We start from the raw sequence: 25,414 nt of genomic DNA, 5'->3' as shown, positions 1-25,414 counted from the left end.
GGCCGCATTACCAAGGGTGTGTCGTGCCCCTGAGGGCAAACCATTGGATTTATGACCGGCGCGATGCCAGCCAAGGGCCCAACAGGCCCTCCGGGACTTCTTCCGCGGTGAGGGCGAACGAGCGGTGGTCGGCCCACTTGCCATTGATGTGCAGAAAACGTGGCCGGTACCCTTCGTCCCGGAAGCCCAGTTTCTCCACCACCCGCAGGCTTGGTCCGTTCTCGGGCCGGATGTTGATTTCCATACGGTGAAGGCCAAGCGCCTGGAAGCAGTGGTCGGTTACCAGCGCCACGGAGGTGGGCGCTATCCCCCGTCCTGCCCTGCCCCGGTCCACCCAGTATCCCAAGGTGGCCATCATGGCCGAACCCCAGACGATGGAAGATACTGTCAGCTGCCCCACGATGGCGGGTTTCCGAAGGCCCGGCTGCCACTCGGTGATGAGGAAAGGCAGAGCAGTGGCCTGGGCAGCCTGCATATTGAGCGAGCGGACCATGTGCCGGTAGTCAGGGAGGCCGCCCGCCGGGTCCGGGTTGGATGCCTCCCACGGCGCCAGCCATTCACTGTTGCGCGACCGTACCTCGGTCCACTCTTTCTTGTCGCGGTACCGGATGGGCCGCAGGACCAGGTCGCCCGACTCGAGGGTGACTGGCCAAATAGGACCTGTGTGCATTGGGTTACCGGGAAAGGTCGGCGGCGAAGCCGGGCAGCCATTCCCGCAGGCCCGGGCCCAGGTCTTCGCTGTCGACGGCCAACTGGACGCAGGCCTTGAGGTAGCTCAGCTTGTCTCCGGTGTCGTAGCGGCGGCCGCGGAACACCACTCCGTAGACACCATGCCCCTCGGCATCACCGGTGGCAAGCTCCTGGAGGGCGTCCGTCAGCTGGATTTCTCCACCCCTCCCCGGCTCGGTGTGCTCGAGGACTTCGAACACGGCCGGGTGCAGGACATAGCGCCCAATCAGCGCAAGGTTCGACGGAGCTTCCTCGGGCGTGGGCTTCTCCACCAGCCGGTTGACGCGGACGTAGTCTTCTCCGTCAATCTCCTGGATGTCGGCGCAGCCGTAAGCACTGATCTGCGACGGCTCCACCTCGATGAGCGCGACGACGGACCCGCCCGTTTTCGCCTGCACGTCGATCATGGTGCTGAGCAGTTCGTCGCGGGCATCAATCAGGTCATCCCCCAGCAGGACGGCGAAGGCTTCGTTGCCCACGTGCTGCTTTGCCCGGAGCACCGCATGCCCCAGTCCGTGGGGGTCGCCCTGCCGGACGTAGTGGATGTCGCCCAGTTGGCTGGCCGCCTGGATGGACGCAAGCTTTTCCGTGTCGCCCTTGTCCTCCAGCGTCGATTCGAGGGAGGGCACCCGGTCGAAGTGGTCTTCCAGGGCGCGCTTGTTGCGGCCGGTAATCATCAGCACGTCGTTGAGGCCCACGTGCACGGCTTCCTCCACCACATACTGGATGGCAGGCTTATCCACGACGGGAAGCATTTCCTTGGGCATCGCCTTCGTGGCGGGCAGGAACCTGGTGCCCAGGCCCGCGGCGGGAATGACGGCTTTGCGGACTCTGGGGTTACTGGTGCTCACCGGACTAATCTAACGTCAGCGTCAAGCATTTCAGTAACCACCGGCGCGGCAGGCTGGCATCCGGCCAGAAGCCGCTGAGTGCCGGCAACGCAGGAAGGACACCATGCTGCAGGAAACGAACGCGGTCAAGGACGATATCCGGGCCGCCCACCGACGCCGGCGCGCGGGGCTAACCCCGGCGCAACTGGAAGCGGCAGGCAACGCCTTGGCTGTGCACGGCGAAGCCTGGGCCGGGACGGTTACCGGCGGCCAGCCCGGCATAGCGTGCGTGTACCTCGGCGTGGGACAAGAACCGCCCACCCTGCCGCTCGTGAATGCTTTGCACAGCAGCGGACACAGAGTGCTGCTTCCGGTGTGTGAACCCGGCAGGGAGTTGAGCTGGGTGTTCTGGACGCCGGAAACCAGCTTTGAACGCAGCAAATATGCACCCATCCTTGAGCCCGCCGGACCCCGGCACGGGCCGGAGACGGCAGGCGCAGCGGCAGTGCTTTTCATTCCGGCCACCGCGGTGGATCGTGCCGGTAACAGGATCGGCCAGGGCGGCGGGTACTACGACAAGTTCCTGGGACACCTTGCGACAGCCGGGAAGGAAATTCCCCTGGCCGCTGTTATCTACGACGATGAATTGCTGCCTGCGGGGCGGATTCCTGCAGAGGAGTTCGACCGGCCGGTCCCGGCGGTCCTTGCGCCGTCCGGGTACCAGCCGCTCACAGGCGGCGCCTGACCCCGGCCCGTCCAGGGGCAGTGATAGAATTAGCACTCAGGCCCTGCGACTGCTAATGGTTTACCAAGTGGCAGCACGGGACCTTTCGTTTGCCCAAGAGGAGGAGCACCAGTGCCAACATATGCTTACGCCTGCAAGGATTGCGGCCACGCCTTCGACATTGTCCAGTCGTTTTCGGACAGCAGCCTGACGTCCTGCCCCGAATGCCAGGGCACGTTGCGGAAGAAGTTCAACAGCGTGGGTGTCGTCTTCAAGGGCTCCGGTTTCTACCGCACCGACTCGCGCGATTCCAAGGGCAGCTCCGTCTCCCCCGCGCCTGCCGCGGCTCCGGCTCCGGCTGCGCCCGCTGCCGCCCCCGCCGCTTCGGCTCCGGCTGCGGCTGCGGCAGCCAGCTAGACAGGCATAAGCCTTAAGTTCGACGGCGGTCGGCGCATTCCAGCGCCGGCCGCCTTTGTCCACATAGCGTTCGTTCTGGCTGCCCAGGTGCGGTTGCCGCAACTAGCGTGGGCGCATGCCCAGACTTCCCCGCCGTCGCCGCGACCACTACCGGCGTCCCGCCAGCCCCCGAAACATCGCACGCCGCGGCAAAGAGCGTTCCCCGGGGGCACGGTTTGCCAGCTGGGTGAACCGCAACCGCAGGCTCGCTGCGGCGTTGTTGTTATGCGCAGCTGCAGCCCTTGCGGTCCAGCAGCTCACTCCTGCCCCGCTCTCCACTGTCAGGGCGCTGGCCGCCGCCCGGGATCTTCCCGCCGGAAGCGCCGTCACCACAGCAGATTTGGCTCACGTCCAGGTGCCGCCGGGAATGGTGGCGGACGGCTTCCTGCAGGATGACGCCGCCGCAACGGGCAAGCAGCTGGCCGCGCCCATGCGCAAGGGCCAGCTCCTCACGGACGCCCAACTGCTGGGTCCCGGACTGCTGGCTGGCACTCCGCCCGGTTCAGCGGCTGTTCCCCTGCGCATGGCGGACCCTTCGTCCACACAGCTGGTCTCCCCCGGCCAACTGGTCAATGTGGTGCTGACATCAGCCAACGGGTTTGACCAGCAGGGTCCCTCCCAGGTCCTGGCATCTGCCGTCCCCGTCCTGTGGACGTCGAACAACGGCGGCCAGGGCGGGCAATGGCTGGGCACCACGGAGACGGATGGACTGATCGTGGTGGCGGCCAACGCAGAACAATCGTCCCGTCTGGCCGGAGCCTCAACCCAGGGCCGGCTGTTCTTCGTCCTTGTCGGGCCGCCGTGACATCAGCCATGCAAGGCCGAAGCGGGCGCTCCATCCAAACCAGACACGCAGTCCAACCCGGACCCGCAGTCCAAACTGGACACCCTGGTCAGCCCTGCGCGGTCAGCCCCAGTGCGGTGGTTTCTGTTCCTTCAACCACGTGTCGTGGTCGTCCTCCCGGTCTCCCCAGCTGCGCGCATCGTCCTCTGCGGCCTTGCTCGGAAGGATTTCCTCGCTGCCGCCCTGTGCCGCCCGCGCCGCAGGGGCATTCGGGCCGGGTGCCGCAGGCGCCCCCGACGCAGCAGCGTCAGTGCCAGGTTCAGGGTTTCCGTTCTTGTTTTCGTCGTAGTGCATGTCTTCCTCGGGACCGGCTTTCCCGGCCCTGTCTTCCTTGCCCAATTCTTCTCTGCTCAAATCTTCTTTGCCCACGGAAGCCGCCGATGATGCGGTATCGATTCCATTGAGCGCCTGGTGGACATCGTCGTCAAGGAAGCCCGTAGAGGTCGTGGTCCTACCAGGGAGCACGATGTTCTCAAGTCCCAGGTACCCCGCTATGCGGTCGGCGCAGGTCGAGGGGTCGGTGAAGACTTCGATGGTCCACAGCGGCATGTAGCGCCAGCCCAGGCGTTCCAGCAGTTCCGGGCGCAGCCGGCTGCGTTCACGCACGCTCATGGCGCGGTACTGGTTGGTGCCGTCGGATTCGATGGCCACAGGCCGGGGCAGGTCCAGGTCGTCCTGGCCCATGGTGTTCAGGGGGTCGGCCGCGGCGACAACGTCGATGGCGCCGTCGTACTGGTGCCACACCCGGGCGCCGCGGGCGCGCAGCCTGTCCCCCAGATCCGCTACCAGGGGATCCGCTCCGAGTGCCTGTTCGCTGGCAGCGGCACGGGACGCCGGAGTGCCCAGGTCCGTGTTGCCGGAGATTTCCCGGTTCAGCAGCGTGTAAAGGTCCACCGCCCCGTGGGTGAGGCGGGTGTGGTCCAGGTCTTCCGGCCGGAAGCAGGTCAGCACGTGCAGGGAACGCCGTGCCCGGGTCATCGCCAGGGCAAACTTTTCCCGGCCGCCCTCGGCGGACAGCGGCCCGAAGTTGTGGAGTGCACGGCCGTGGGGGGTCCGCCCGAATCCCGGCGAGAAGATGACGTGGTCACGCACCAGGCCTTGGGCGCGTTCCAGGTCAACCACCCGGAAGGACTCTGGGCCGGCCCCAAAGAATCCGGCGAGGCCGGGCTGGTTGGACAGCTGGAGCCTGATGGACTCGCCAATCCGGGCCGCGTGCCGGAGGCTGGCGGTTACGACGGCGAGGGACGTTCGGGGGCGCATCCTGGCGTGCTCGAAGACCAGTTCCACAACGCGGTTGACCTCCGCGACGACGGATTCCACACCCTCGTGGTCGGCACTGGGCAGGCCGGTGCCGTCCGGCAGGTACTCAACCAGCAGGGACCGGTCCAGCCCCGTGGCGGACTGCCCTTCCGGCAGCCGGCGCAGGCCGCCGTCGTAAAAGCTCTTACTCAGCTGGAGGACCAAGTCTTCGTCCACCGCGCGGTACACCACATTGAGCCGCCATACCGGCAGGACGGCGGAGAGCGCGGTAAAGGCGCTTTCCACACGATGGTGCGCCGACTCGCCGGGCGCCAGCCGCTCCACTCCCACGGTGAAGGTCCGCGGCGTGGCAATGCGGGAATCACCGAAGGCAATGACCTGCCGTGCACGGGCAATCGAGGGCAGGACGGCCTGCAGGGAGGTGGCCTCAGCATCGAGGATCACCACCGCGTCGAAGTGCTGTTCCGCTGGCAGCAGGCCCGTCATGAGGTAGGGACTGACAGACCAGACGGGAACCAGCGTCCCGATCAGGTCAGGCGCCTGTGCGGTCAGGGCGGGCAGGGAGACCCGCCCGTCCTTCAGCAGGCTGCGCAGGAGGCCGGCCTGCCGCGGCTGGGCGGCAATAGCGGTGCGCCACCGCTCCGCCAGGGCCCACCGCAGCCGGGCTGCGCCGCTGGCAATGTGCGCATTGTCTGCGAGGCGGTACTCTGCTTCGAGCCGGCGCAGTGCGTCGCCGTCGGACATGGCCAGGTAGTCGTCACCGCTGATCATTGCCTCGAGCGCGGACTGCCACCAGGCCAGTTCCAATTCGGCCGCGACCGATCCTTCGGGTACTTCCCGTTCAGCAAGGTCGGCAAGGAGTTCACCCAGGCCGTGTTCGCGCATGTTCTCGATGAGGAGTGTGCGTTCGGGCAGGGTCTTGAGCGTATCGGTGTCCGCCACCAGGCGCTCCAGGCGTTCCATCAGCTGCGGGTAGGGAACGCCGGTCAGCGACCCACCGTCTTCCGTATGCCGCAGCGCCTCGCCCAGCTGCGCCAACTCCTTGTCCAGGGAGCGGTACATGGCGTTCATTTCGGCCAAGCCCGATGGAACGGCAGGGTGCCGCTGCGTTGTGGCGTATCCCGCCCACAGGGCCCGCTGTTCCTGCACCAGCAGCAGGGACGAGTGCAGGTCCGCGATGTGGACGCCCGGACGCACATATTCCTTGGCCACCCGGCGCAGCCTGGAGCGCTGCATGGCCGTCAGCTCGATGCCGCGCTCACGCCGCCACGAGGACGGTGCAGTGGCGGAGATCAGGTCCGTCACCGGGCGGTCGAAGATGTCCGGGGTGAACTTGTCCAGGCTGCCGCGGACGGCAACCAGCAGTTCCAGCTGCTCGCCCCACTCGGCAAAGGATTCGCCCAAGCGGATTTCGGCGTGCTCGGCAACTGCGTCCATCCGGTCGCGGAGGATGGGAAGGCTCTTGGCCACGGACCGGACCAGGTCCTGGGCTTCCTCGGTTTCCTTGCGGGTCAGCAGCCTTGCGCCGTGCCAGGGGCTGGTGGTGGCCGCCTTGCTGAAGCTGCCCAGTTCGGCAGCACGGCGAAGCCGGCCGGCCAGTTCATCGCGGTCCCGGATGCTGTCCAGGACGCTGCGCTTAAGCCGGACGGTGGTGGCCGGTGCCGGGTGGATGGACGTGAGTTCGGCGAGGGACTGCATGGCCTGGTACGGCGAGCAGCCCCACCGGTCGCGGACGTTGTGCAGCGATGCCACGTGGTCCATCAGCGCATGCCGGTGCTCGGTGAGGGTGTTGTGCAGGTTCCCGAGCTGCGGTTCCAGCGACTTCTCGTTGCGGACGATCGCCCGGACCAACTGGCCCTTCAGCTGTTGGGCGGTGACATTCCCGGTGAGCTGGAACAGGATGGACTCCAGTCCCAGCGACTCCAGGTGTCCGGACACCTCATTGAGGCTGGCGCGCCGGTCGCCCACCACCAGCACGGTCTTTCCGGCATCCACCAGGGCACCGATGGTGTTGATCGCGGTCTGGGTCTGGCCGGTGCCGGGCGGGCTGGTGACCACCAGGGAGTCCCCGGCGCGGGCTGCATCGATTACGTACTGCTGGTCCGTGTCCGCGTCCAGCAGGAGCAGTTCGTCCTTGGGGTGCCGGTTGTCCAGCTGCGGGAAGCGGGACGGGTCCGGTTCTTCAATGTCCACCATCTCGCCGCCGGCGGCGGTGGCCAGTGCGGACACGATGGGGTGTGTGTCGTTGATCCAGGGGTCGTCCAGGTTGCCGGAGAGGTCGGCGAAGGTGGAAACGAGCAGGTTGTGCTGGGTTTCCGCCCCGTGGATGGGCCGGATCAGGGTGGCCAGCCGGTCCAGGACGGGCTGGGGGTCGAACCGGGCGGTGCTGTAGGCCAGGCGCGTCACGGCGTTGACGTCGAAGACGATGCCGTGGATGTTCTTCAGGTGCCGCACCAATGCCGGGTTGATCTGTGCCTGCTCGGTGAGCTGCAGTTCAAAGTCGTCCTCCCCTGGCCGAACCGTAAGGGAGATGGCGGTCAGCATCACGGGGGCGGACACACGCTGGGGTTTGCCCCCGACGGCGGATGTCCACACCACGGTGCCTGCGGACAGGTACCCGGCATCGATACCGCGGTCATTGGCGAGCTCAAAGATCTTGGACCGGATGTTGCGTGAAGCCCTTGCCGCGACCACGTACTGCTGCCGGTCCCGGATCAGCGTGGACAGCCGTGTGCGGCGCCCGGCCATGAGCTGGGCGAGTCCGGAGGGGTGTGCCGAGGTGAGGTCGATGGAACCTTCGGGCGTCTTGGTGAAGCGCAGCATCGTGTCCGCACCGGTGACGGGTTTGAGCCCGGACAGCCATTTACGAAGCTCTTCCGAGCCCTCCGGGTGGCCTTGACCAACTGACACTTCTGCCTTCTTTTCTGCGTTTGCACGTGACGTCCTGGACCATACCGGCATAGGTTCGAGAGTAGCCGCTTCGGCGCCGGACTTGAGCGACCGCAACACTGGAGCACGGGAAATTGCGGAGGATTCATTCGGGAAAAGCAGTGGCCGGCCCCCGCTGGCGGAGGCCGGCCACTTAGGAAGCTATTCCCACTCGATGGTTCCCGGCGGCTTGCTGGTGACGTCCAGCACCACCCGGTTGACGCCGTCCACCTCGTTGGTGATCCGGTTGGAAATCCTGGCCAGGAGGTCGTAGGGCAGGCGCGACCAGTCGGCGGTCATGGCGTCCTCGGACGAAACGGGACGCAGCACGATGGGGTGGCCGTAGGTGCGGCCGTCGCCCATGACGCCGACGCTGCGGACGTCCGCCAGCAGCACTACCGGCATCTGCCAGACCTCGTTGTCCAGGCCGGCCTCGGTCAGCTCGGCGCGCGCGATGGCGTCCGCCTTGCGGAGCAGGTCCAACCGCTCCTTGGTGACCTCGCCGACAATCCGGATGCCCAGGCCGGGGCCGGGGAACGGCTGGCGGCCCACGATCTCCTGCGGCAGCCCCAGCTGGGCGCCCACGGCGCGGACTTCATCCTTGAACAGGGCGCGCAGCGGTTCGACGAGCTCGAACTGCAGGTCCTCGGGAAGCCCGCCCACGTTGTGGTGACTCTTGATGTTCGCCGCACCTTCGCCGCCGCCGGACTCGACGACGTCCGGGTAGAGGGTGCCCTGGACCAGGAACTTGATCTTCTCGCCGTGCGCGGCAGCGTCGGCAATGATGGCCAGTTCGGCTTCTTCGAAGGCGCGGATGAACTCGCGGCCAATGATCTTGCGCTTGGTTTCGGGATCGCTGACGCCTGCCAGTGCCGAAAGGAAGCGCTCCTGTTCGTTGGCCACGTACAGCTTGACGCCGGTGGCGGCCACGAAGTCGCGTTCCACCTGTTCCGCTTCGCCCTCGCGCAGCAGTCCGTGGTCCACGAACACACAGGTGAGCTGGTCGCCCACGGCACGCTGGACCAGCGCTGCCGCCACTGCTGAATCGACGCCGCCGGAAAGCCCGCAGATAACCCGGGAATCCCCGATCTGCTGGCGGATCCGCTCCACCTGCTCCTCCAGGATGTTCCCGGTGGTCCAGTTGGGCTCAATCTTGGCGCAGTTGAACAGGAAGTTTTCAAGCACCTGCTGTCCGTAGGCGGAGTGCTTGACCTCCGGGTGCCACTGCACACCGAAGAGACCCTTTTCCTCGTTGGCGAAGGCAGCCACCTCCGCGCCCGCGGTCGTGGCCAGCACCTCGAAGCCTTCGGGCGCAGAGTGGACGGAGTCGCCGTGGCTCATCCAGGTCTTCTGGTGCTGGGGCATGCCTTCCAGCACGGAACGCCCCTCGCCCAGGATGGTGGTCTCGGTGGATCCGTACTCCCGCAGGCCGGTCTTGTCCACCTTGCCGCCCAGCGCGTTGGCCATGGCCTGGAACCCGTAGCAGATGCCAAAGACGGGGACGCCGGCCTCGAAGAGGTCGGCACCAACGCTCGGGGCGCCGTCGGCATAAACGCTGGAAGGGCCGCCGGAAAGGATGATGGCGGCGGGATTCTTGGCCAGGAGCTGCTCGGTGGAGTAAGTATGCGGAACCACTTCCGAATACACATTCGCTTCCCTGACGCGGCGGGCAATCAGCTGCGCGTACTGGGCACCGTAATCAACAACCAGCACCGGCTTCTGGGAAGTCTGGGATGCAGTGGGAGTAGTCACCGTAATAGCCTACTTGGCGCCGTTGCACCGGCGCACCTTGGGAGGCCGCGCTGTGACGGAGCAAACGTCCGACGGCGGCCGGTCGGCTGCCTGTGCGCAGCCCACTGCGGAGGGGATCAGTAGCGCTGCGGGGCCTGCGGGTTGGCGGCCAGCTCGGCCTCCACCTCGGCGTGGAACTTCTTCTCGACGATGAAGGACAGGAACGGCACCACGCCACCCAGTGCCAACAGGATTAGCTTCAGGAACGGCCAGCGCATGAGCGACCACAGCCGGAAGTTGGAGATCAGGTACACCACGTACATCCAGCCGTGCACGATCAGCACCGTGACGGAGACGTTGACGCCGTTGATCACCCCGGCCGGCTCGGCGTCGGCGAATCCGAAGCCGAACGGCTGGCCGGTCACTGCGTTGGTGCCGCCTGCGAACAGGTACTGCCCGAAGCCGTACCGCGCCACGAGTTCGGCGCAGAGCAGGAGCAGCATGGTGCCGGTGAGGTAGGCCATGACCTTGTAGAACTTCAGGGCCGACCGGATCTGTGCCTCAGTACCGCCGAAGCGGCGCTTCTTGCCGGAAGTCTTGCCGCCGGATGCCTGCGGGGATGGGGTGGCGGGTTTCGGATCAATCATGGCTGTACCTTCTGCTGGTGCTGGTCAGGCTGCTGCTGTTCAGGCTGGTGCTGGTCAGGCTGCTGCTGTTCAGGCTGGTGCTGGTCAGGCTGCTGCTGAAGAGGCTGTGTTTCGTGGAGGCCGCCTGCGGGGGCTTCATCGGCGTCCTCGAGGGCCTCCTCGAGATCGCGGTGGTAGTCGTCCTTGACCAGGCGCCACCAGATGAAGAAGGCGAAACCGGCGAAGACGACCCATTCGATGGAATAGAACAGGTTGAGCCAGTTGATGTGCTGCCCGGGGGGCTGCGGCCCGATATCCAGGGGCAGGAGCTTTCCAGGGACGGCTGAGGCGCTGACGTCCTGGCCGCCCACCACCTCGGCGGTGGCAGACACAAAGCCCGGGTAGCTGCTCACGTCCCAGTAGTTGATGAGCTCGGCGACGGAAACAGCCGTGGCCTCCCCCGGCTTGGGCGACTTCCCGGCCACCGGCGCCTCGGATGGCAGGAGGCGTCCGGTTAGTTCAACAACGCCCGACGGCGGTGCTGCCGCATCCCCCGGCTCGGCTACCCACCCGCGTGCCACTGGGATCCAGGTTTGGGGAGATGCGCCCGCGCCCGTCAGGGCCGGGGCACCGTTGACGGCGAAGGCGGACACCACCCAGTAGCCGCTTTTGCCGTCGTGGAGCCTGCCGGGAACCAGGACCTGCTTGTCCGGGCTGTACGTTCCCTGCGCCGTCACCATCTGGTCTGCGACGCTTCCGTGGAAGAACTCCCCGGGCTGCAGGGTGCTTGTGAGCTGTTGGACCTGTTCAGAAGCCGGGTTGACGGGCACCTCGGGTTGGGTGGAGCGCCCGAACTGCCACTGGCTCAGCAGCACGAAGACCCCGGAGAGAACGATCGCGAAGATAAAGCCTGCGATCCATCGGGGCTTAAGGGCTGTTTTCCACACGTCTTAACCGTACTTCGTACTTCTGTAGAACAACTAAACGCCAGGGCATCCGGACCGGAAACGGGACCGGCCCATCCCAGCCGCGCCTAGTGGTCGAAGAAGACCAGGCTGGAGTTGATGAGTTCGGCAATCACTTCGGCGTCGTACGCACGACGCAGCGACTCCCGGAAAGACTCCTTTGAGAGCGACCGGGCCAGGGTGGCCAGCACCTCCAGATGGTCCGAGAAGGAGCTGGCCGGGGTGGCAATCAACAGGATGACCGTGGCCGGACCGTCCGCGGCACCAAAGTCCAGCGCATGGCCGTACTTCGCGATTCCAACCGCGATGGACGTTTGGGAGACGAATTCGCTCCTTGCGTGCGGCAACCCGATGCCGCCCGGGAGCCCCGTGGCCAGTTGGTGCTCCCGGGCGTTAACGTTCTTCAGGAACCCGTCAAGATCTGAGATCCGCCCTGCCGCGTGCAGCCGCTCTGCCAGTTGGTTGGTGGCGTCGGTCTTGTCCTTGGCCACCATTTCCAGGATCACCATGTCGGCGGTGGTCAAATGGGCGTCATACGGGTCCAGTGGTTCCGCCAAGGCGTATCCCTTCGGTCAGCAGTGGGGCTAGCGGCCCCTCAACGCAAGGGCACGATGTCTTCCGCGCCCAGGCGGGCAGCGTCTGCGGATTCGTCGTCCGGCTGTTGCTGGCTAAGGCGTTCCGCCTCCACACGGGCAAGGTAGTGGCGGACTTCGTTTTCGCGCTGTGCCTCGCTCCAGCCAAGGACGTCACCCATCAGTTTAGCGACAACAGGGGCCGCGGACACGCCGCGGTCCCACGCCTCGATGGAGATCCTCGTCCGTCGGGTCAGGACGTCCTGCACGTGGCGGGCGCCCTCGTGCGTGGCTGCATACACGGCCTCGGCCTGAAGGTAGTCATCGGCTCCCGGGATGGGCTCAGCCAGTTCAGGGTTCTGCTCGATGATTTCCAGGACCTCAGGGGTCATGGACCCGTATCGGTTGAGCAGGTGCTCGATCCGCGCCACGTGCACCCCGGATTCCTCCGCGGTGCGGTTCCGCCGGTTCCAGGCCGCCCGGAAACCGCTGGCGCCCAGCAGCGGGATGGTCTCGGTACAGCTGGGCGGCACCCGCTCGTCCATGGTCCGGGTGGCCTCGTCGACGGCGTCCTTGGCCATGACCCGGTAGGTGGTCCACTTGCCGCCGGCCACCACCACCAGGCCGGGAACCGGATGCGCCACCACGTGCTCGCGGGAGAGCTTGGCGGTGGAGTCATTTTCACCGGCCAGCAGCGGCCGCAGCCCGGCATAGACCCCTTCGACGTCTTCCCTGGTGAGCGGCCGCTTCAGAACCTGGTTGACGTGTTCCAGGACGTAGTCGATGTCCTTGCTGGAGGCTGCCGGATGCGCCTTGTCCAGATGCCAGTCCGTGTCGGTGGTGCCAATGATCCAGTGCCTGCCCCACGGGATGACGAACAGCACCGACTTCTCGGTGCGCAGGATCAGCCCCACGGTGGACTGGAAACGGTCCCGGGGAACCACCAGGTGGATACCCTTGGAGGCGCGCACCTTCAACTGGCCGCGGTCCGTCACCATGGCCTGGGTTTCATCGGTCCACACACCCGTGGCATTGATGACCTGCTTGGCGCGGACGCTGAACTGCGTGCCGTCCTCGCGGTTCTCAACCTTGGCTCCGACCACCCGCTCCCCCTCGCGCAGGAAGTCCACCACTGCCATTTGGTTTACTGCATGCGCGCCGTAGTAAGCGGCCGTCCGTACCAGGTTTGCCACGTATTTCGCGTCATCAACCTGGCCGTCGTAGTACCTGATGGACCCCACGAAGGCGTCGTTCTTCAGGCTTGGGGCGGCCCGCAGGGTGCCGCGCTTGCTCAGGTGCTTGTGGAACGGCACGCCGCGGCTGTGTCCGCTGGAGATGGACATGACGTCGTACAGTGCGATGCCGGCGCCAACATAGGGGCGCTCGATGAACGGCTTGGTGAGTGGATAGAGGAAGGGCACCGGCCGGGCCAGGTGCGGGGCAATCTCGGAGAGCAGCAGCCCGCGTTCCTGCAGGGCTTCCTTGACCAGGGCGAAGTCCAGCATTTCGAGGTAGCGCAAGCCGCCGTGGATGAGTTTGGATGACCGTGAAGAAGTGCCCGCGGCCCAGTCACTGGCCTCGACGATGCCTACGCTCAGCCCCCGGGTCACGGCATCCAGCGCAGCTCCGGCGCCAACGATGCCGCCGCCGACAATCAGGATGTCCAGTTCCTGGCCGGGCTCGGTGGTGGCGCGCAGCCGCTGGATGGATGCTTCCCTGGCTTCGGGGCCAAGGGCCCCGCCGTTTGCAGGAACACTCTTCATTGAACGCCTCCAGTGCCTCTAGTGCCGGTAGTAACCCCACACTACTTGCAAGTGGCGTGCTTTGGGCAGGGCCGGGTGGTGCCCACCCGGCCCTGACCTGTGCTTAGTTTCCTTCGTAAGGCGATACGACGACGTCCACCCGCTGGAATTCCTTCAGGTCCGAATAGCCGGTGGTCGCCATGGAGCGCCGCAGCGCACCAATGAGGTTGGACGTGCCGTTGGTGTGGTGGCCGGGCCCGAAGAGGACCTCCTCCAGCGGCCCAACGGTGCCGACATTGGCGCGGTCCCCGCGCGGCAGCTCGGTGTGGTGGGCTTCCTGGCCCCAATGCCAACCCTTGCCCGGCGCTTCTTCTGCCCTGGCAAGGGCACTGCCCAGCATGACGGCGTCGGCGCCCATGGCGATTGCCTTGACGATGTCACCCGAGGTGCCCATGCCGCCGTCGGCAATCACGTGGACGTAGCGGCCGCCGGATTCGTCCATGTAGTCGCGGCGTGCCGCGGCGACGTCGGAGATCGCGGAAGCCATGGGCGAGTGGATGCCCAGGGCGCGCCGCGTGGTGGTGGTTGCGCCGCCACCGAAGCCCACCAGCACGCCGGCGGCACCGGTGCGCATGAGGTGCAGCGCCGGGGTGTAGCCGGCTGCGCCGCCCACGATCACCGGGACGTCGAGTTCATAGATGAACTGCTTGAGGTTGAGGGGCTCGTGGTCCTTGGAGACGTGTTCGGCCGACACGGTGGTGCCGCGGATGACAAAGATATCGACGCCGGCAGCCAGGACCGTCTTGTAGTGCTCCTGGGTGCGCTGCGGGGTCAGGGAACCGGCAACGGTGACGCCGGCCTCGCGGATTTCGGCCAGGCGGGACGTGATGAGTTCCGGCTGGATGGGTGCCTGGTACAGCTCCTGCATCCGACCGGTGACGACGGGGCTGTTGGTCTCGTCTTCAAGCGCCGCAATTTCATCCAGGACCGACTGCGGATCCTCGTACCGGGTCCAGAGGCCTTCCAGATCCAGCACTCCGAGGCCACCCAGCTTGCCCAGGGCAATGGCCGTGGCCGGGGACATGGCCGAGTCCATCGGAGCGGCGATCACTGGCATGTCGAACTGGTAGGCGTCGATCTGCCAAGAGACGGAGACGTCCTTGGGGTCGCGGGTGCGACGGTTGGGGACGATTGCGATGTCATCCAGGGAGTAGGCACGACGCCCACGCTTGCCACGGCCGATCTCGATCTCATAAGTCACTGCTCTAGGTTATCCCAGCAGGTCCGCTGGCTTTGCCCGGGCCGGATCCTGACGGAAAGCGCTGCCCGTGGCGGCGGCGCGGGGCAAACACGTAGCCTTCTCCGGAGTCTCGGTGGATGCTCCCGCGACCAGCTTACGATTGGGCTTCCTTCCGATAGGGAGGACCTGGCCCTCCTGGCGTGACCCTACGGCAACCCGGCTTCCGGACCTCTGTAAGGCGCACCCTTCCCGCTACAGTGGCGTGATGGGCAGCCGCTGGACATTTGACGGCCATATCGCCGGGATTGGTACGGCCTCCGGACTGCGCGCCGTGGTGGGGATCTGGCAGGACTCCCCCTTTGGCCCATTCGCCGACGTCATGGTGCAACAACCTTCGGGACACCGGCTGCTGCTGGCACCGACGCCGGACGTTGCCGGCTTCATCGCCGCCACCTACAGCTTTGACGAGGTGCAGGTGGTGGACGTTTCCGCCTCGCTCGCCGAGCGCACGTTGATGGTCGACGCCGGCCCGCTGGAGGTCAGGGCCGTCACCGGTCCCAGGACCCTCCTGGGTTCAGCGCTGCGGGCAGTGCCCCGGCGCCTTGCCGTCCATCCCCGCTGGCTCGCCGCGGTCAATCCGTTTGCCGCCCTTGCGGCACCCGGCGCCCGCACCTACGGTACTGCGGGCAGCGGAAGGACGGAGTTCTATGGGGTGACGGACCTGCACCACCTGACGTCCGCCGTCATCCGCTGGAATGGTGCCGATGCCGGAGCGCTGACCCCCGTCCGACCCGCCGTCACGTTCGGCTTCAGCAGCGTGCCGCCGCGGCCAAGTGTGGCCCGCGTGCGCACCACCGTGGTGGAAGCGTGATGGGGACGCCGGCGCCGAGGTAACCGTGATGCACAGGAACGGGCACGGGGTTGTGCCCATCGAAGGGCCCGTCTCTTCCGGTTTTGGTGGATGAGCATGGTCTTCGCCGTACCCTGCGCGGAGCGCGGGCTTCGACAACCTGCGTCAGACTCCTTCGGGTTCCTCCACGGAAAGCTGGGACTCGAACATCCGGAAATAGCGGCCGCGCAGTGCCACCAGCTCCTTGTGGGTTCCCTGCTCCACGATCTGCCCGTCCTCCAGCATGTACACCACGTCCGCCTTCTCGATGGTGGCCAGCCGGTGGCTGATGGCGATGATAGTGCTGCTGCGGTCGGCGAAGAGACGCGTAAAGATCCGGTGCTCGGCCAGCGCGTCAATGGCGGACGTGGGCTCATCCATGACCATGAAGGATGCGTCCCGGTAGAAGTTCCGGGCCATCGCCAGGCGCTGCCATTGGCCGCCGGAAAGGCCGCTCCCCTTCCGGCCGCGGGGGTCTTCCATCCAGTTGCTGACGTGGTTGTCCAGGCCGTTGGGCAGCTTGTTGATGAAGTCGAGTGCCTCGGCGTCGGCTGCGGCCCTGCGGATGCGGTCATCATCGCGAGGACTCTCCACATCGCCGAAGTAGATGTTCTCGGCGGCCGTGGCGAACTCGTACTTGAGGAACTCCTGGCTGAGAACCGCCAGGTGCCGGTGCCAGGAGGTGACGTCGACGGCGGCCAGGTCCACGCCGTCGAGCAGGACTTGCCCCGAGTCGGGACGGTAGAGGCCTGCGAGGATGCGGATCAGGGTGGACTTGCCGGCACCGTTTTCCCCCACGATGGCGATGTGCTGGCCCTGGCGGATGGTCAGGCTTATGCCCTTGATCACTTCAATGTCGCTGCCCGTGTACGTGAAGCGGATGTCCTTCAGCTCCACTTCCTTGGGTGCTTGCAGCAGAGGAGGCGCGTGTTCCGAGTGCATGGGCATCGCCATGAACAGCTCGTAGTCCTTCAGGTTAGCCAGGTCCTCATCGATGGAGCTCAGGGACGACACCAGGTTGTTCGCCGTGGACAGGGCGCGGCTGACGATCTGCTGAACGTAGAGGAACTGGCCCACCGGGGCGGCGCGGGCAATGATCTGCCCCACCACCCAGATCAGCGAGACCACCTCCGCGCCGTATTGGAGTGCGTCGGCGGCAAGCTGCTTGGGGATGTAGCGTCGCTGGTAATCCAGGCGCCGCCGCTCGTCCGCGTCGCGGAGCCGGGACCGAAGGCCCATGAGGAAGCCGACAATGCCGTAGAGCCGCATCTCGGCGATGTGTTGCGGCCGTAGGAGGTTGGTTTCAATCATTCGCCGCTGACGGCGTGAATCCACCTGCGTGTTCCAGTGCGCGATCTGCTCCCTGGACAGCTTGAACTGCAGGTACACGCTGGGGACGATCGCCACCAGGACGATGACGGCGATCCACCAGCTGACCAGCAGCAGGGCGCCGATGGCCAGGATGACCGAGACCAGCTGCGTGAAGATGGCGGCGATGCGGTCCAGGACGCGGGCATAGGAATCGGAGAATCGCTTTGCCCGGTCGTATAGGTCCACCGTCTCCTTGTCGTCGTAGCGCCAGAACTCGAGAGCAAGGAACCGCTCATACATCTGATCCCCCACGATGGCGCCAACCTTGAAACTCATCAACTGCTGGATGTAGCGGTCCACGCTGTTGAAGGCGCCCCAGAACAGCCCCAGCGCGGCCGTGATGATGACGTAGACGACAGCACTTCGGCCTGCTCCGCCGTCGCCCGCATATGCCGCGGCCAGCGCCGAGGTGGTGAGGGACGCGAAGTAGGTGGTGACCAGCGGCAGCACTGCGGAGATCAGGGAGCTGAGCACCTTCATGACCACAGCGCCTGGGGATGCCCGGAAGCTCACTCGGAGGACTTGGGCCACGGCCTTGGCATAGGGGCGCAAGGCAAGCCGCTTTTGCGGATCGCGCTTAGGAGTCAGCTCCGCCGGATGGCGTGTTGGAGGCATGGAATCAGCCTAGTGCTGGGAGTGCTCGAACAGGCCTGGAGTCATTTGGTGGAATGGAGACAGCGCCGCAAGGCGTCCTCTCCCGGGGACCAATCCAGGTAATGGAAGTCCGGGCGATGGCCAACCACCCGCAGCAATTCCCCATTAAGATTCACCCCGGTTTTAGGCTCGAATGTCCCGCCCGGAACATCTGTCCTGCCCTGCGCATGAATCTCTACTGGCCAGTGTGTGGGTTCTGGGTGGGGGTGTTCGGGTTTGTAGTGGCGGCCGGTGGGCGAGGTCCAGCCGGGTGATCCGTTGTTGGTGGCCGGGTCTGGTGTCCATTGGCTGTGGTGTTTGAGCCGGTGGTGTTCCGGGCAGAGTTGTGCCAGGTTGCTGGCCCCGGTGGTTCCGCCGTGTTCCCAGGCTTTCAGGTGGTCGGTTTCGTTGTCCGGGGTGCGGTTGGTGCAGCCGGGGAAGGTGCATTTGCCGTCTGCATCCTGATCCAGCGTTTGATGGTTTCGGTGAGCCGGTAGTTCTTCCGGCCGATCTCCAAGGGTGCCCCGTCGCGGGGGTCGACCAGGACGCGGTAGAAGGAGTCCGCACCGTCGGCGACCAGTTTGCGGGCCATGGATGCCGGGATCGGTCCCAGCCCGTCCAGTACCGCTGGCTCATCCGTGAGTCCGAGCAGGGAGAACACCGGCACCATGACCAGGACGTCCGCGCGCGGGGTGGGAACCTTGCCGATTTCCGTCACGGCCGACGAACTGGCGTCGGTGCCGGTCACGTCGTCGTTGCCGGTCCCGTCGTCGATGCTGGCCGGCTCTGCCGCGGTGGTGGTGCCGGTGGCTGTCAGAGTGTTGCCGGTGGTGTTGCCGGCGCTGAGGAGCAGGGATGCTGCGATGTCGGGGCGGAGTTGGGTGATGGTGCGTGGTTCGTTGGGGCCTTGGAGGCCGCGGGCGGTGGCGGTGGTGCGGTTCCAGATGGCGCAGGCGGTGTCGCCGGGCAGATAGAGCGAGACCCAGGCCATCCCGTCCCGGTCCGGGGTGTATTCCATCCGCCGGTCCGCCACCCCTTTGGCGTGGCGTTTCTGCAGTGTCTCGGGGTGGTGTCGTTCCCGCCAGGCACGGACCTTGGCCCGGAACCGGGAGGGGACGAGTCCGCCAGGGGCTGCGCCGCGGGCGGGGTGGGGTGCGTCGGGGTCGAAGAAGTGCGCCACCAGCGCCGCAGCGCCCGCCGGATCGAGGCCCTCGGTTTCGTCCGCAACGATGCGGGCGTGCTGCCAGGACATGGCACCGGCGGACAGGGCCTGGAACACGGGCGGGAGGGAGCAGATTTTCCGGGACTGTTCCACCAGAGCGCCGGCAGCGGCGGAGCTGACGGTCAGGACCCCTGCGATCTCCTCCACCACGGACATCTCGGCGTAGGTACGGTCCTGCACCGACGCGTCAGGCGGGGTCATGGCAAGCTGAAACCCCATCGCCTCCGCTGCATCCCGCGCCTTCATCGCCGCCAGCTGCGCCTCCAACCGGGCCGCCAGTTCCAGCCGCTCCAGCCGGATCTCGTACCGCCGCCGCAACACATCAACACCCGAACCAATAACAACGCCGGAACCGAGAGCAGCGCCCGAACCAACAGCAACCCCGGAAGCCAGGAAGGCGTCCTCCTGGTCCAGCGCACCAAGGGCAGTGAGCGCATCAAGGGCAGCCACAGAGGCATGAACACCCGCCGCACCTGCCCCCACACCGCTGCCGATTCCCATAGAAGAATCATCCAACGAGGGTCTGACATTTTGTTTCGCAGCTGTCTCAGGCCAAAACAAAAGGAGGCAGGGTCGCCCCTACCTCCTTTTGTTCATGCACGCTCAGCGGAAACGTGCGGCCGCAGCTTAGCGCGAGCCGTAGTTTGGCGCCTCGACGGTCATTTGGATGTCGTGCGGGTGCGATTCCTTCAGCCCGGCAGAGGTGATCCGGACGAACTTGCCGCGGACCTTCAGCTCAGGAATGGTGGGTGCGCCGGTGTAGAACATGGTCTGGCGCAGGCCGCCCACCAGCTGGTACGCCACCGAGGACAGCGGACCGCGGTAGGCAACACGGCCTTCGATGCCTTCCGGGATGAGCTTGTCGTCGCCGGACACATCGGCCTGGAAATAGCGGTCCTTCGAGTAGGACGTGTTCTTGCCGCGCGACTGCATGGCGCCGAGGGAGCCCATGCCGCGGTAGGACTTGAACTGCTTGCCGTTGACGAAGATCAGCTCGCCCGGGGACTCGTCGCAACCGGCGAGCAGGGAGCCGAGCATGACGGTGTCCGCACCGGCCACCAGGGCCTTGCCGATGTCGCCCGAGTACTGCAGGCCGCCGTCGGCGATCAGAGGCACGCCGGCCGGGATGGCAGCCTTGGCGGATTCGTAGATGGCGGTGATCTGCGGGACGCCCACGCCGGCCACCACGCGGGTGGTGCAGATGGAGCCGGGGCCAACGCCCACCTTGATGCCGTCGGCGCCGGCGTCGATCAGTGCCTGGGCACCTTCCCGGGTGGCAGCCTGGCCGCCGATGATGTCCACGTGCGCCGCGGCGGGCTCGGACTTCAGGCGGTGGATCATGTCCAGCACGCCTTGGGAGTGGCCGTTGGCAGTGTCCACGAACAGCGCGTCGACGCCGGCGTCCACCAGGGTCATGGCGCGCTCCCAGCCGTCCCCGAAGAAGCCGATGGCGGCACCCACGCGGAGCCGGCCTTCGTCATCCTTGGTGGCCAGCGGGTACTGCTCGGCCTTGGTGAAGTCCTTGGTGGTGATCAGGCCCTTCAGCTGGCCCTGGTCGTCCACCAGCGGAAGCTTTTCGATCTTGTTGGTGGCCAGCTTGTGCGAGGCTTCCTCGCGGCTGATGCCCACGTGCCCGGTGACCAGGGGCATCTTGGTCATGACGTCACTGACCAGCCGCAGCGGGAAATCGGACTCCGGGACGAACCGGGTGTCGCGGTTGGTGACGATGCCCAGCAGGCGGTTGTCCTCGTCCACCACGGGCAGGCCGGAGACGCGGTAGTGGGCGCAGAGATCATCCAGTTCACGCAGCGTCGCCTCTGGGCGGATGGTGAGCGGGTTGGTGATCATGCCGGACTCGCTCCGCTTGACCCGGTCAACCTGGTCCGCCTGGTCGGCGATGGACAGGTTGCGGTGCACCACGCCCAATCCACCCTGGCGGGCCATGGCGATGGCCATGCGGGACTCCGTGACGGTGTCCATGGCGGCGGAAAGCAGCGGCGTCTGCACCGAGATCCGCTTGGAGATCCGGGAGGAGGTGTCTGCCTCGGACGGGATGACGTCGGTGTGGCCCGGCAGGAGGAGGACGTCGTCGTAGGTCAGGCCAATGAAGCCAAAGGGGTTGTGTTCGGGCTCGGTCATGAGTGCGCCTCTTACCTTGGTTGCTGGGTCACGGGTAGGGGTTGCAGCCGATGACCAGCCCGTGATTACGGAACTGGCCTGTGCAGACGATCCTGCGGGAGCACCGTGGAGCACGGCATTCCGGGGGCAGAAAGTGTTGAGTAAATATTAGAACCTCGGCGCCGATCCCCCTATTCCGCGCGGCCAATGTGAGCAACCGCACGGTCCCCCACCCGCTCGCCGCTCAGGCCAAGCCCGGGGAGCGGGTCAGTTCCAGCCGGTGGCGGCGAGCAGGCGCTGCTCGAACATGGGGATCATGGTCTCCACATAGGTCCGGGTCAGGTGGTTGTCATCCTTGTAGACGTAGACGTTTCCCACCACCGCCGGGCAGACCCCGCGGGCGCAGATGAAGTCGCTCATGTCCATCAGGTGCAGCCCGGGCAGCTTGCCGCGGTAGTTCTCGAGGGGGGACGGCTCCACCAGGGACTCGGCGAGCGCCGGGTTGCAGGCCGGCGCAGCGGCACCGTGGCGCTGGGCGCACTGCGGCATATTGAACGTGAACCGGGGGTTGTCCCGGATTCCCACCACCTCGATACCCGCATGGGCAAATGGCTGCACGCCTTCGAGGTATCCCGGCACCTCGGTTTCGAAGGGAGCCTCCTCGTGGGTCAGCGAAGCCACCGTGAACACAGCATCGGGCCTGTGCTCCAGGACGTAGGCGGAACTGGCGCGGTTGTAGGCGTTGCACTCTGCGTTACGCGTTTCCGAGTCGGCGCCGAACCGGCAGGCCGGCATCAGCAGTGTCACCAGTTCCCAGCCGCGGGCAGCAGCAACCGGGGCCAGCGCGGCGAGGTACTGCTGGGCATGGGAGTCGCCCAGCACCACGATGCGCTTGGAGGAAGGTTCCTCCGGCAGCTCCTGCCGGCAGCCCTCCAATATCGGGTCGCTGGTGGCATTGGCGCCAGTGCAGGGCGAGTCGATGCCGGCCCAGTCGTTGTCCAGCGCGGTGGGCCCGGGGATGGTCCGGGCCCTGGGGGCGGGAGTGTTTTCGTTCTCCGGGGTGAGTGCCAGCGCCCCTGGCGTCAGCTCCCTCGGTTGTGCCGCCGTCGCGCTTTCCTCCGCAGTGAGCGATGTCTGCCAGACGGCGACGGGCCCCGCCAGCACGGCACCGCAGGCAGCAATGACGACGGCGGTGCGCCAGGCGCGCAGCTTGGGCCAGTGCCAGTCGCGCAAGGGCTTTTCGACAAAGCGCGTGGTCAGGACGGCGAGCACCATGGAGGCAGCGACGATTCCAAGGCCCTGTTTGAGGTTGGGCGCTTCCACCCCGGTGGCCGCAAGGGCCAGCACCAGGAGGGGCCAGTGCCACAGGTACAGGGCGTAGGAATTATCGCCCAGGGCGACGGCGGGCCGGCTGCTGAGGAGGCGGTCCACCCCGAACCGGCTGCCAGTCTTCCCCGCCACGATGATGGCGGCCGCCGACAACGTTGGCCACAGTACCGCATACCCGGGGAAGGAACGGTCAACGGTCAGGACCAGCCCGCACGAAACCATGCCTGCCAGTCCGGCCCAGCCCAGCACCACCCGGAGCCTGCGGCCGGGCTTCAGGTAGGGCAGCACCAGCGCCAGCAATGACCCCAGCGCAAACTCCCAAAGCCGGGCGCGCGTGTCGAAGTAGGCGTAGGCCTGGCTGGTGGCGGTCTGTTCCACGGAATAGGCCAGGGACAGCACGAACACCGTCCCGAACACGACGGCGAGCAGCCCGCGGTAGGTCAGTCGGCCCAAGCGGGGTATCCGGCGCAGCCGGGACAGCGCAATGGCCGTGGCAGCGAAGATCAGTGGCCACAGGATGAAGACCTGCCCCTGGATGGACAGCGACCAGAAGTGCTGCAACGGGCTGGCGCCGGCATGGTCCTGCGCGTAGTAGTCCACGGCAGCGTCCGCCAGCAGCCAGTTTTGCCGGTAAAGCAGGGACGCCCACGCCTGGTCGAGCACCTCCGGCCAACGCCCCTGGGGCAGGATCAGCCAGGTTCCGGCCAGCACCCCCAGGATCACCACGACGACGGCGGGCAGAAGGCGCTTGAACAGGTGCAGCCAGTGCGCCAGGAGCTGGAAGGGCTTGCCTGATTCTGCCTTGCGGACGAAGGAGAGGGTGAGCAGGAATGCAGAGATCAGCAGGAAAATGTCCACACCGCCGGACACGCGGCCCAGCCAAACGTGGTAGGCCACCACCATCAGGACAGCCAGGGCGCGCAGGCCCTGGACCTCGGGGCGGAAGGACGGCTTTCGGGGCTTCGAAGGCGCGGGGCCTGTTGACGTGGCTTTGGTGTCTGGTGCTGCCTGCGGCATCCGCGGCATCAGACCGCCCATCCCGCCGCCGTCTGCAGCCGCTTGGCAAACTCGTCCGCCATGCTTTCCGCGTATTCCGCGCTCAGGTGGTTGTCGTCCAGATACACATACACGTTGCCCACCACGGCAGGGCACTCCGTCGGCGTGCAGATCCTGTCTGTCAGGTCCACCAGGGACAAGCCGGGCAGACGCGCCATGTCCAGGGTGTCGAAGGGACTGGCCGCCGGAAAATTGTCCCCGATCGCCGGGCGGCAGCCCTGGGCCTCGGCACCTTCCCGAACCACGCATTCAGCCATGTTGAAGGAAAAACGGGGATTGTCCCGGACGGCAGCTACCTGGATCCCCTGGTCCAGCCACCCGGAGACCATCTCCTCGAACCCCGGTGTCAGGGCCTCGGCAGGAGTCGAGGGCGCCGCCGCAGTCCCCACCACGATGATGGCATCAGGCTTTTGCCGGGTGATTTCCTTCTGCACGTCCGCGTTGAAGGCGTCGCAGTCCTCGCTTCCTCCGAGCCCGGCCGGCGTGGCCTTGCAGGCACCCTTGAGGATGGAATACAGCAGCCAGTTCTTTTCGGCTGCCAGCGGTTTGACGGCACCGGTCCATTGCTGCGCATGGCTGTCTCCGAGCACCAGGACCCGCTTGGAAGGCTCACCGGACGGCCGCTGTTCGAAACACGATCCCTTCAACAGACGGCTGTCCGGGGCGATCTCCTCCGTGCACGGCCCATCCAGGGATACCCAGTTCTTGGTGAGGTCCGCGGCCAACGGGAGGAGGGAAGCATCCGGGGCCGGCGTTGCGGCCGTGTAAGCGGGGTCAAGGACGCGGGACCCGGGGTTGTTGGCGATCTTTTGCGCTTCCACCGCACGGCGTTCCAACTCAAGCTGGAAACTCCAGCCGGACAGAGGCACCGCCGCCACAGCCACGGCCAGCATGATGGCCAGGGCGGCCCTGCGCTTCCGGACTTCCGGCCATTTCCATTCACGCCAGGGCTTTTCGATGTAGCGCGTGGTCAGGTAGGCGAGCGCCAGGGCCACCAGGATGATGACGGAACCGGAGAGCCATCCGGCGTGGTCCTTGCCGCTCCAGGCGAGAGCGAGGACCAGGAGCGGCCAGTGCCACAGGTACAGGGCGTAGGAGATGTCGCCGAGCTTGACCAGCGGCTTGGCAGAGAGGAAGCGGTCTATCCCTGCGGCGCTCTCTGTCTGGCCCGCGACGATGACCATGGCCGCGGCGACGGTGGGCCACAGCGCGGCAATACCGGGGAAAGCCCCCTGCACGTCCAGGACAATGCCGCACGCCAGCATGGCCAGAACCCCCACCCAGCCCATGATGACGCGGGTCCGGCGCCGGAAGCGCAGGCCGGGGAGGATCAAGGCCACGAGCGTGCCCAAGGCGAATTCCCACAGCCGGGCGCCGGTATCGAAGTAAGCCTGCACCTGGTTGATGGCGGTGAAGATGATGGAGTAGCCCAGCGAACCGAGGAAGATGGCGAAGAAGATGTAGGCAAGCAGGGGGCGGTAGGACAACCGGTAGCGCCGTGCCGTCCAGCCGGCCAGCGCGAAGATCAGGGGCCACAGGATGAAGACCTGTCCCTGGATGGACAGCGACCAAAAGTGCTGGAAGGGGCTGGCCAGGCTGTGGTCGTTGGCGTAGTAGTCCACCGCCTGCTGCTGCAGCAGGCGGTTCTCCGAATAGGACAGGGAGGCCCAGCCTTGCGCGATGAGGTCCAGCCACCGGGTGGGTGGAAGGACCAGGGCGGACACGGCCAGGGTTGCCACGATGACGGTGACAGCTGCCGGGAGGAGCCGCCGGAACAGGTGGAGCCAGTGTTTTGCGAGGGCGAAGGGCTGCTTCCGGTCATGGCGTCCAAGGAATTGGAGCGTCATCAGGAAGGCGGAAATAAAGAGGAAGACATCCACCCCACCGGACACGCGCCCGAACCAGACGTGGTAAGTCACCACCATGAGGACAGCCAGTGACCGCAGGCCCTGGATCTCCGGCCGGAAAGACGGCTTCCGCTGTTTTGTGGCGACACTGGGCCTGGGTTCCGGTGCCTTCGGGGTTTCCGTTATCGACACAAGAACCTCTCAAAATCCCGCCAGCCAAAGCAGCAAGCCTAGCCAACGCCGTCTTTAACAGCTAATCAACGCGGCCGTCCGGACTATGCTGGCCACAACCGGCGAAGGGA

The 25,414-nt window shown here is 66.2% G+C and carries 17 protein-coding genes and 1 pseudogene; 4 read left to right on the top strand and 14 right to left on the bottom strand.

Translation table 11 applies throughout. The features are described 5' to 3' along the window. Positions 1 to 49: 49 nt before the first annotated feature. Together ACETK3_RS00315 and galU are read right to left on the bottom strand one after the other, a co-directional pair. The gene (locus ACETK3_RS00315) at positions 50 to 670 is read right to left on the bottom strand and encodes a GNAT family N-acetyltransferase (protein WP_373992332.1); all 621 of its coding nucleotides are present in this window, start codon (positions 668 to 670) and stop codon (positions 50 to 52) included. A gap of 4 nt (positions 671 to 674) precedes the next feature. Beyond that, positions 675 to 1,580, bottom strand: coding sequence for a UTP--glucose-1-phosphate uridylyltransferase GalU (gene galU / locus ACETK3_RS00310; RefSeq protein ID WP_237428593.1), 906 nt, complete (start codon positions 1,578 to 1,580; stop codon positions 675 to 677). A 103-nt stretch (positions 1,581 to 1,683) separates the two neighbouring features. Here galU and ACETK3_RS00305 point away from each other — a divergent pair, with 103 nt between their 5' ends. The 3 genes from ACETK3_RS00305 (at position 1,684) to ACETK3_RS00295 (ending at position 3,544) form a co-directional block, all read left to right on the top strand. Further along, positions 1,684 to 2,304, top strand: a complete 621-nt coding sequence (locus tag ACETK3_RS00305) for a 5-formyltetrahydrofolate cyclo-ligase (protein ID WP_306967704.1) — start codon at positions 1,684 to 1,686, stop codon at positions 2,302 to 2,304. Between the two features lie 111 nt (positions 2,305 to 2,415). Further along, entirely contained in the window at positions 2,416 to 2,700 is a 285-nt protein-coding gene (locus ACETK3_RS00300) for an FmdB family zinc ribbon protein (protein ID WP_306967707.1), read from the top strand. Positions 2,701 to 2,815: 115 nt separating this feature from the next. Next, positions 2,816 to 3,544: an RcpC/CpaB family pilus assembly protein gene (locus ACETK3_RS00295; protein WP_237428594.1), complete on the top strand. Its 729-nt coding sequence runs from the start codon at positions 2,816 to 2,818 to the stop codon at positions 3,542 to 3,544. Positions 3,545 to 3,646: 102 nt separating this feature from the next. Here the strand turns inward: ACETK3_RS00295 and ACETK3_RS00290 are convergent, their stop codons facing one another. From ACETK3_RS00290 to ACETK3_RS00260, 7 genes are all read right to left on the bottom strand, one after another. Continuing rightward, positions 3,647 to 7,804, bottom strand: a complete 4,158-nt coding sequence (locus tag ACETK3_RS00290) for a DUF4011 domain-containing protein (RefSeq protein WP_306967710.1) — start codon at positions 7,802 to 7,804, stop codon at positions 3,647 to 3,649. A 129-nt stretch (positions 7,805 to 7,933) separates the two neighbouring features. Next, the gene (gene guaA, locus ACETK3_RS00285; protein ID WP_306967713.1) at positions 7,934 to 9,523 is read right to left on the bottom strand and encodes a glutamine-hydrolyzing GMP synthase; all 1,590 of its coding nucleotides are present in this window, start codon (positions 9,521 to 9,523) and stop codon (positions 7,934 to 7,936) included. Between the two features lie 116 nt (positions 9,524 to 9,639). Next, positions 9,640 to 10,149: a DUF3817 domain-containing protein gene (locus ACETK3_RS00280; protein WP_236799035.1), complete on the bottom strand. Its 510-nt coding sequence runs from the start codon at positions 10,147 to 10,149 to the stop codon at positions 9,640 to 9,642. Then, a complete protein-coding gene (locus ACETK3_RS00275) occupies positions 10,146 to 11,075 on the bottom strand; it encodes an SURF1 family protein (protein WP_306967716.1) in 930 nt (309 codons plus the stop codon). The genes ACETK3_RS00280 and ACETK3_RS00275 overlap by 4 nt, the downstream gene beginning before the upstream one ends. A gap of 86 nt (positions 11,076 to 11,161) precedes the next feature. After that, on the bottom strand, positions 11,162 to 11,650 hold the full coding sequence (locus ACETK3_RS00270; RefSeq protein ID WP_306967717.1) for a PTS sugar transporter subunit IIA: 489 nt from the start codon (positions 11,648 to 11,650) through the stop codon (positions 11,162 to 11,164). A gap of 38 nt (positions 11,651 to 11,688) precedes the next feature. Then, a complete protein-coding gene (locus ACETK3_RS00265; RefSeq protein WP_306967719.1) occupies positions 11,689 to 13,428 on the bottom strand; it encodes a glycerol-3-phosphate dehydrogenase/oxidase in 1,740 nt (579 codons plus the stop codon). A gap of 103 nt (positions 13,429 to 13,531) precedes the next feature. Then, positions 13,532 to 14,668: a GuaB3 family IMP dehydrogenase-related protein gene (locus tag ACETK3_RS00260; protein WP_237428599.1), complete on the bottom strand. Its 1,137-nt coding sequence runs from the start codon at positions 14,666 to 14,668 to the stop codon at positions 13,532 to 13,534. A gap of 244 nt (positions 14,669 to 14,912) precedes the next feature. Between ACETK3_RS00260 and ACETK3_RS00255 the strand changes: the two genes are divergently transcribed. Then, entirely contained in the window at positions 14,913 to 15,518 is a 606-nt protein-coding gene (locus tag ACETK3_RS00255) for a hypothetical protein (RefSeq protein WP_306967722.1), read from the top strand. Positions 15,519 to 15,662: 144 nt separating this feature from the next. On the opposite strand, the gene ACETK3_RS00250 is transcribed toward ACETK3_RS00255, so the two are convergent. The 5 genes and pseudogenes from ACETK3_RS00250 to ACETK3_RS00230 all read right to left on the bottom strand — a co-directional run bounded on the left by ACETK3_RS00250 (position 15,663) and on the right by ACETK3_RS00230 (position 25,304). Continuing rightward, positions 15,663 to 17,522 (bottom strand): ABC transporter ATP-binding protein, encoded by a 1,860-nt coding sequence (locus ACETK3_RS00250; protein ID WP_373992331.1) that lies wholly within the window; start codon positions 17,520 to 17,522, stop codon positions 15,663 to 15,665. A 41-nt stretch (positions 17,523 to 17,563) separates the two neighbouring features. Further along, positions 17,564 to 19,263: pseudogene (locus ACETK3_RS00245) on the bottom strand (HNH endonuclease). A gap of 126 nt (positions 19,264 to 19,389) precedes the next feature. Further along, entirely contained in the window at positions 19,390 to 20,901 is a 1,512-nt protein-coding gene (guaB, locus tag ACETK3_RS00240; RefSeq protein ID WP_306967727.1) for an IMP dehydrogenase, read from the bottom strand. 246 nt (positions 20,902 to 21,147) lie between these two features. Beyond that, positions 21,148 to 23,226, bottom strand: a complete 2,079-nt coding sequence (locus ACETK3_RS00235; RefSeq protein ID WP_373992330.1) for an acyltransferase family protein — start codon at positions 23,224 to 23,226, stop codon at positions 21,148 to 21,150. Between the two features lie 8 nt (positions 23,227 to 23,234). Continuing rightward, on the bottom strand, positions 23,235 to 25,304 hold the full coding sequence (locus ACETK3_RS00230) for an acyltransferase family protein (protein WP_306967731.1): 2,070 nt from the start codon (positions 25,302 to 25,304) through the stop codon (positions 23,235 to 23,237). Between the last annotated feature and the right edge of the window lie 110 nt (positions 25,305 to 25,414).

It is taken from the genome of Arthrobacter sp. E44 (genome assembly GCF_041877125.1).
GTDB lineage: Bacteria > Actinomycetota > Actinomycetes > Actinomycetales > Micrococcaceae > Arthrobacter.
Note: the sequence above shows the minus strand (reverse complement) of the source record. Positions and strands in the feature narration are given on the sequence as shown.

Bases quoted from the DNA above. Each gene is read 5' to 3' on its own strand.
- ACETK3_RS00305 (WP_306967704.1), top strand. From the start codon at position 1,684: ATGCTGCAGGAAACGAACGCGGTCAAGGACGATATCCGGGCCGCCCAC.
- ACETK3_RS00290 (WP_306967710.1), bottom strand. From the start codon at position 7,804: ATGCCGGTATGGTCCAGGACGTCACGTGCAAACGCAGAAAAGAAGGCA.
- ACETK3_RS00250 (WP_373992331.1), bottom strand. From the start codon at position 17,522: ATGCCTCCAACACGCCATCCGGCGGAGCTGACTCCTAAGCGCGATCCG.
- ACETK3_RS00255 (WP_306967722.1), top strand. From the start codon at position 14,913: ATGGGCAGCCGCTGGACATTTGACGGCCATATCGCCGGGATTGGTACG.
- ACETK3_RS00315 (WP_373992332.1), bottom strand. From the start codon at position 670: ATGCACACAGGTCCTATTTGGCCAGTCACCCTCGAGTCGGGCGACCTG.
- ACETK3_RS00295 (WP_237428594.1), top strand. From the start codon at position 2,816: ATGCCCAGACTTCCCCGCCGTCGCCGCGACCACTACCGGCGTCCCGCC.
- ACETK3_RS00235 (WP_373992330.1), bottom strand. From the start codon at position 23,226: ATGCCGCAGGCAGCACCAGACACCAAAGCCACGTCAACAGGCCCCGCG.
- ACETK3_RS00280 (WP_236799035.1), bottom strand. From the start codon at position 10,149: ATGATTGATCCGAAACCCGCCACCCCATCCCCGCAGGCATCCGGCGGC.
- ACETK3_RS00265 (WP_306967719.1), bottom strand. From the start codon at position 13,428: ATGAAGAGTGTTCCTGCAAACGGCGGGGCCCTTGGCCCCGAAGCCAGG.
- guaB (WP_306967727.1), bottom strand. From the start codon at position 20,901: ATGACCGAGCCCGAACACAACCCCTTTGGCTTCATTGGCCTGACCTAC.